Origin of the sequence: Legionella yabuuchiae, assembly GCF_900640115.1 — a bacterium.
Taxonomy (GTDB): Bacteria; Pseudomonadota; Gammaproteobacteria; order Legionellales; family Legionellaceae; genus Legionella_A; species Legionella_A yabuuchiae.
Genome location: NZ_CAAAIW010000044.1, coordinates 1 through 7,478, shown reverse-complemented (window position 1 = coordinate 7,478; position 7,478 = coordinate 1). Strand labels below are relative to the sequence as shown.

Below are 7,478 nucleotides of genomic sequence, written 5' to 3'. Positions count from 1 at the left end.
CATGGGATAGTACTTTTTCCCTAAAATCTAATGAATATGTCATAGCTAAAAAGCGCTAATTATAACAAATATATAAGACTTTTTAAATTTTAATCAACTATAATAGCCAACCACAAATATCAGACTAAAAATGCCTGACCACTCTATAGGCTTGGGTGATATCTCTTTTCTATGCCTGAAGAGGTAAACGTTGGAAAATTAAGGCCATTAAGAGATTCTGACAATCCTTAAGTCGGTTGACTGTTCCGTTACTCCCCATACCCCAACACCGTTGGAACGGTTAAGACAGTAATAAGGGTTGTCAAGGGCTGGGTAAGATATCACGCGTAAGTAGCTTTCTCAGAGAGGTCAAACGCATTCTATGGAAGTGATTGAACAGACATGGCGGTAACCGACGCCTCACCAGGAACAATCTGCTACGAGGACTTAAGGCGGTTATTTTCTTCTTGTTTCGCCTCATACATGGCTTTATCAGCATACTTCAGCAATGTGTCGGGATCTGTGCTATCTTGAGGGCTGCGTGCTATACCAATGCTACCAGTCAGACAAATAGTATTTTTCTTGATTTTAAAAGGTTTTTCCAATTTAGTGCGAATTTTATCGGCAACAAGTTTAGCTTGCTCATCATCATCAACCTCGGTGAGGATCACCGTAAATTCATCCCCACCCATACGCGCGACTGTATCAATGGCACGGACACAAGATTTAATCCGCGAGGCAGCTTGTTTTAGTAAGCGGTCGCCTGTGTCATGCCCCAGATCATCATTTACTTTTTTAAAATCATCCAAGTCAATAAATAGCAAAGCAAAAGAATTCTTTGTTCGCTTAGAAAGTTTAAGAGCTTGTTTCAGCCTATCGTGGAACAGGTGTCGGTTAGCTAAGCCAGTCAGGTAATCATAGTTTGCATTTTTCCAAATTTTGGTCTTAGTAATATGTCGTTCAGTAATGTCATGTGATGCTGCGGAAATCGCCTCTATTTCCCCTTTTTCATCAAAAACCGGCGCATAAATATATTCAAAATAATAATCAGATCCTAAAGGGGTGGTAAGCATAAATTCGCCGCGAGATGGTTTTTTTGTCTTAATTATTTTTTCTACTTGCCTTTTAATTTCAGCGGCTGGGGGCATGGCAAAATGATAAACTGGCTTGTCCGGTATTTTGCTACCATGTTTTTCATATAAATTACTAATCTTTTTACTAATGTATAAAATCTGCCCTTCAGTATCTAAAAGATAACGGAGATCGTGTGAGGAGGAAAGCATGCTCTCTAAAAGACGGGATTCCTGTTCTTTGGTGTACGTGTAACTGGTAACGGATTCATACAATGCTTCGTCGATTGCTTCATTAAAACGAACTAGATCGCCAAAATCAGTGGATTGCATGTTCTTGACCGTGCGACCCCAAAGTCTCGTCACGCTTGCACGCAAAGCGCGGTATTCAGATATCATTTCATTAATGTTCAATCCTTCCTCGAAACGTTTAAAGCCATGTATCTCTGCTGCAGACTCCTCTTCATCCTGGGTTTTTTGACCTTTTGATTTTACAACTTGTTCTGATTTAGACTGCCATTGTTGAAGATCTTCAGCAACCTCTTTAAGCATTCCCTCTACATGATCACGCAGTAATTTGATTTGACCAGACTTGTCAGCTGGAAATATTGACCGGGCAAAATTTTCCCATTCCTGAGTAATGGTCTCTATGTTATTTAAGATAAATGTAGATAGTCTTGTCTTGCTCATCTTCACTCCAAACCTATGATAATCACTTGCTTGTGGAGGGTAAGAATTTAATCATAAGCCTACCAATCAATGCTTTATATGTATTAATTATTGTATAACACAAACAAAATACAAACCTTAATCTTCAGTATAGCTTTTTAGATGTAATGTGATGACAATTTCACTTTGAGATAGTTTAAACCGTCATTCCGCAGTAATATTCTGAATTAATTTAACCCAAAGAAATAAATTTATATTTTTTTTGAAGAACTAATCGATAGATTGAATGGCTTTTTTATCTTCAAACCGCGCATTATTAACTTTAGGAGTTACTTTTACAAAACTCCAGATATTACATTAGCGGATTACCTTTGTGACAGAACCTTTTGGAGCTCATTATCTTAAAAAAACAGCAAAAAGCATCTCAAGAAAGCGTTGCTAATTTAATAGAAAGTTATAGTTCAAATGATTGTGAAACGAGCGACTATTCGACTGATATTGGCGCGGATATCTAGACGCAAAAAAGAGTATCAGCCGTAAAAGATTTGCTTAACTTTGAGATTTAACCCAGGATAAAATCTCATTTCGCGTTTCATCAATGACTTGAAGCATTTGCTGATATAATGGCTCAAGTAACTCGCATTGGCCTGATTTGTAATACCGTTCAAGATACTGACAGGCCATTTTCATTTTTTCTGTACCCACATAGACCGCCCCACCTTTGATTTTGTGGGCAAGTTTTTGGATCCTTTCCCAATCTTCGGCATCGTATGCCGCTTTCATTTGACTTATATCTTCAGGTAAAGAGTCATTTATCATCATGTCAAGCAAGGTTGTAAGCAGTGCTTCATCGCCGCTTGTTTTAACCGCCTCTTCGACATCCAAAAGCGGGTAGGGGGATAATTCAAGAAGTTCTTTTTCGTCATCTGGTAAATCAGCCAAATAGCGATTTTTTTCTCTTTTTTCATGGCTGCGTGAGGCAATGAAGGAGTCCAACATATCTTGGCAATTTTTTTGGGTTAAGGGTTTGGTGAGTACAGCGTTCATGCCCGCCTCAATCGCGCGTTGCTTATTTTCATCGCCTGCATGTGCGGTTAAGGCAATAATTGGGGTGTGGCGATGTGTAGCGGCTTCTTGGTTTCGGATGTGATGGGTGACTTGATAGCCGTCCATATCGAGCAAGCCAATGTCCATAAAGATTAAGTCATAAGAATTTTCTTTCCATAATTGCAATGCTGTTTTACCGTCTTCTGCAGTATCGACAAAGCAATTAAATTGTTTTAATAAGATTTTTGCCACATTTTGGGCAATAGCATTGTCTTCCACCAATAATATCCGATGTTCGTCTTTTTCTTCGGATGGACTGGAAGTTTGCTTTTGGGGTATTAAAGACTCAGAGAGAAAATGCGTGGTTTCATCAGATATTTTTTCAACGCCAGTATCATCGTCTAAGAGCGGAATTTGCAAGGGAATGATGCACGTGAATGTTGCACCTCGATGAACCTCGCTTTCAACATAAATTTCACCGCCTAAATCATCAATAAATTGCTTAATCACTGCAAGACCCAATCCTGCACCCTTGTAGATCCCTTGATATGAAGGGGTTAGGCGCTTAAATTGCAAAAAAATTTCTTGTTGTTTTTCAGGCGGAATGCCCATACCAGAATCTTTAACCGCCAATCTGAGAATGACCTTAGAATCCAACGCTTTAGCACATTCAGCTTTGACCCTTACAAACCCTGAATCGGTAAAATTTAGGGCATTGGCGACTAATTCTAAAATCATGCGATGGATGCGAACGTTATCGCCCAAAACATATTTAGGCAGTTTTTCATCGTAATCTAAGGATAATTCAAGACGTTTGCTGGCAGCTTTAGCTTTATTCAAATTAATCACTTGCTGAAGGAGTGCTTTAAGCGAGAATTTTTTCTTTAACTTTGGAATTTCACCTGAATTGACTCGAACGGCTTCTAGAACTTCATCCATTAAATCAAGTAATGCATGGCTTGAGGCAATAAGATTATCTGCGTATTCTTTAATCTCAGGCTTTGATGCTTCGGCTTTGATGATTTCTGAAAAGCCGACAATACCTGTTAACGGGGTTCTAATGTCATGGCGCATGTTTTCTAGGAATTCGGTCTTGGCGCGACTTGCGGCTTCGGCTTGGATTTTGGCTGTTTTTAGGTTATTTTCCATTTGTTTTCTAGCAGTTATATCATGATAGATACAAAGTACGCCGATTACTTCTTGTAAAGGTTTAGAAAATAATGGGATTTTATTCGTTAATAAAATAATTACTGTGCCGTCTTTTAATGTTTGTGGCTCCTCAATATTTAGTTTTGGCTTTTTGTTTTTCATCACCTCTTGATCATCTTTACGATATAGATCTGCTTCATATTTTTTCCATGGAAGATCATAGTCTGTTTTTCCTATGATTTCTTGAGGTGAAGATAATCCTGCCAACTGTGCAAAATATTGATTACAACCTAAAAAAACAGAATTTCTATCTTTCCAAAATATTGCAGCAGGAAGTTGATTAACTAAATCTTGTAAAAGCTCAGTTTGCCAATATTTATCCATAAATATCTAAATCCCAAGTTTTATTTCTATTTTATTATAGTAAATTTAAGGATTTGAAGGGCGCGCATCATATAGGTGCTTTATTTCATTTAATGTCGCTTTTTTATTTTGCATGGTTTTAAAAAAAGTTTGACTAAATTCAGAAGGTTTTTGGGGAGAGATATTCATAAATTTGCTAGAACTTGTGTATAGACTCAAGTAGTTTAAAAGACTATGATTTATTTCATTATGTAAAGACAATTTTTCATCATTTGCTTTTGTATTGATAGAAAGTATGACCTCTTGAATCCATTCTGTAGCAAGAATTTGAGCTTCCAGTAAACTTGAAACAATTTCTGCATTATGAAGAAAATAAAATAATTTCATGCATGGATTAGAAATTAGCCCTACTTGTTCTTCGCGAATTCCGTCATAGTCTCTTTTATGAAAAGTACTTTTAGGATCCATTAAATCTGATAAAGTAAGTTTTCCTGAGGTTTGAACTATTCCAAATTTAACATCGACTATTTCTGCGTGTTTCATTTCTGGTATATATTGCGATACACCCGCTAACATTTCTTGCGAAATTTTTTCTTTTTCTTCAAGCGTGGCTTTGTTTTCTAATAATCTTTTTGTATTTTTACTAAGTTCTAGGTTAGAAGAGGCTTCCATATTAGTAACTTTCGCAAAAGTCATCATTCCGAATCCGTTTCCTAGGTTTGAAAACATACAGTGTTGACCCATGCAAAAAAACATGGAGTTTGCATCGAGCAGAGTTTTAGGTAACTTAACGATCAAAAGGCATTTTAATCGGTTGGTTCTTTGATCAGGAAGCATACGGATACCAATTTGATTATTTAGGGCTTCTATATGTTCCCAAGTGGAGTTTATAACAAAATCGGTTTTATAAGTGCAAGAATCACCCGATTTGGTTATGGTGTTTAAAATAAACCTGGGTTCACCAAACTTTCCTCTTTCAAGTGAATGTAATTTTGTATGTTCTAGTAAGGTTATATTTGGATGGGAGTTTAGTACAATTTTAATATCTTTTGAGAATTGTTGCCAACTGAAAAGATGTTCGGCAGTTTCTACACCAATTTCTACAATATCAGGGTTGACAATATCTTGATATTCTTCAGAGGATAAAATACGGAAAAAATGTTCTGGGGGCCCAAATACTTCATTTCTTGGATCTTCGATAACGAGTCTTTGATATTCATTTTTAATAAGTTTATATGTGCTTAATATTTCTTCAGGTGAGTTGTCGGAATTTTTAGTTATAAAATATCGCCCATGTCGAAGAGGGTGTTCAAAAGGTTTTTCTTGTCCAATCAAATAACCTGGAAATTGTCTTTGTACTTGAATGCTTGCCCTAAGATACATTATTGCGGTTTCAGGATTTACATAATGAAAGCCATGCCCCATTCTTCCGGGATTTCTGCTGCTAGAACCATATCCTATTGTTTCTTTTTCGATAAGAAAAACGTTATGTCCTTTATCGGCTAACTTTAAGGCGGCTCCAATTCCTGCGACTCCTGCACCAATTACAAACACATCTTTCATAGAACCCCGAACATCAATCATTGAGTAATGGTTCGATATTATACAGAAAAAGTGATTATAAAGGAAACAGATTGGTTTTGAGTCAACAGGAGCGAGTGTCTCAAGTCCCTGAGGAACGAACATCGGAAAAGAACATTTTTGGGGGCATTAGAGAGGAATATCTTAAGGAAGCGCTTGTAATTAGCAAGGGTGATAATTCAAAAGTTTATTTAAACAACGGAGGATTTTGCCGCGTTCCTTGCGGCTTGATTCATCCCTGACTCAAAATAGTCCGTATTTAACAATCCCTGTTTATCCTCACAAGAATAGTTTATCAAAGCTCATAAATAAGTCATGATGAAAAGAGAGCGATCATTTGTAAGATATTTCTCAAAATTCGTGGAGTTTTAAAAACGATGGGTTTGTGAACAGCTCAATAGGTTGAGAGGATGGCTCTAATTCATATATTAAATCAGTTCATTAACTCTTTTTACAAATCAAAGTTTGTTTAAGCAGATGTTTAATGAGTTTCTGAACTGATCTATGTGCTTTATTTATTATTATCGGAAAAGTGTAGGTTCTTCAGTGATTGATTCACTTTCAACACTATGTTCATTAACAAATTTAGTTAATATTTGCCGGATGAATGGTTGATAGTTTAATCCTTCCTTTTTTGCAAGGGTTTTTAGTTCTTGAATTAGTTCCTCTTGTAATCTGATGGAAATAACTTTTAAGCCAAGACCAGTATCAACAAGCGCATCACTTTCTTCAGAGGCCTTGCGTACAAAGGTTTCATCTTGTCCGAGCTTGCCATTTTCCCAATCATCATCGGGAAAAGGTGGTTTATGCATGTTTGTCATATATATTTACCTCAATCCGAGAGGGTTCATAAGCAGTTTTTATATATATTTTGTTATTTTTTAGCTACAAAAACCACTTTTAATTTTCTACCTTTATTCGTTTCTGAAATAAACCATTGGGTTGGAGGATTAGTTACATTATTTTCTCTAATATCCTCTAATAGTCCCTTTGAGCGGTTCAAAAAACACTCCTCTACTTCTGTTCTGACAACACCATGTTTATAGGACAATTTATCAGAAATTGACTGGCTAATAATTAAACTCTTCATTTAGATTGTAGTCCATTGTATATACAAAAGCAATATATTAACTTTATACCAGATCTCTAATATGACTCAAATTATAATTTGTAATGTTTGAGAGTGATGGTAATCCCCCCTAAAAACCACTGCTGTTAAAAGTAGAATTTTCTCGTAATGTATGAGCAAGGAGGTTCTGCATGAAAAAGTCAAGATACACAGATAGTCAGATCATTACTATTCTCAAGAAAGCAGAAGCTGGAGCGCCAGTAGCAGAGTTATGTCGAGAACACGGAATGAGCAGCGCTACCTTTTATAAGTGGCGCTCGAGGTTCGGTGGCATGGACGTATCAATGATGCCCCGTCTTAAAGAGCTTGAAGAAGAAAACCGGCGACTGAAGAAAATGTATGCCGAAGAACGCCTCAAATATGAGATAGTTCAGGAAGCACTGTGTATTTCGGCTTGATCCGAACGCCGATTACGGCAACATTCAAACGGCCATTTCGGTTTTATCCGAACGGTGATTTCACTCTGATCCGAACGCTGATTTCGGCAACAT

General features: G+C 36.9%; 5 protein-coding genes and 1 pseudogene. 1 reads left to right on the top strand and 5 read right to left on the bottom strand.

Features of this window, described 5'->3' with window-relative positions; translation table 11 throughout:
* Positions 1-416: 416 nt before the first annotated feature.
* From E1O47_RS11700 to E1O47_RS11680, 5 genes are all read right to left on the bottom strand, one after another.
* Positions 417-1,739 carry a diguanylate cyclase domain-containing protein gene (locus E1O47_RS11700; RefSeq protein WP_133131434.1) on the bottom strand — a complete coding sequence of 441 codons (1,323 nt, stop codon included), beginning with the start codon at positions 1,737-1,739 and terminating at the stop codon, positions 417-419.
* Positions 1,740-2,267: 528 nt separating this feature from the next.
* The gene (locus E1O47_RS11695) at positions 2,268-4,298 is read right to left on the bottom strand and encodes a response regulator (RefSeq protein WP_133131433.1); all 2,031 of its coding nucleotides are present in this window, start codon (positions 4,296-4,298) and stop codon (positions 2,268-2,270) included.
* Positions 4,299-4,343: 45 nt separating this feature from the next.
* Positions 4,344-5,840, bottom strand: coding sequence for an FAD-dependent oxidoreductase (locus tag E1O47_RS11690; RefSeq protein WP_165475117.1), 1,497 nt, complete (start codon positions 5,838-5,840; stop codon positions 4,344-4,346).
* Positions 5,841-6,379: 539 nt separating this feature from the next.
* A complete protein-coding gene (locus E1O47_RS11685; protein ID WP_133131431.1) occupies positions 6,380-6,679 on the bottom strand; it encodes a CopG family antitoxin in 300 nt (99 codons plus the stop codon).
* Between the two features lie 53 nt (positions 6,680-6,732).
* Entirely contained in the window at positions 6,733-6,948 is a 216-nt protein-coding gene (locus tag E1O47_RS11680; RefSeq protein WP_242602107.1) for a hypothetical protein, read from the bottom strand.
* A gap of 170 nt (positions 6,949-7,118) precedes the next feature.
* Between E1O47_RS11680 and E1O47_RS11675 the strand changes: the two are divergent.
* Positions 7,119-7,370: pseudogene (locus E1O47_RS11675) on the top strand (transposase); the annotation flags it as partial.
* Between the last annotated feature and the right edge of the window lie 108 nt (positions 7,371-7,478).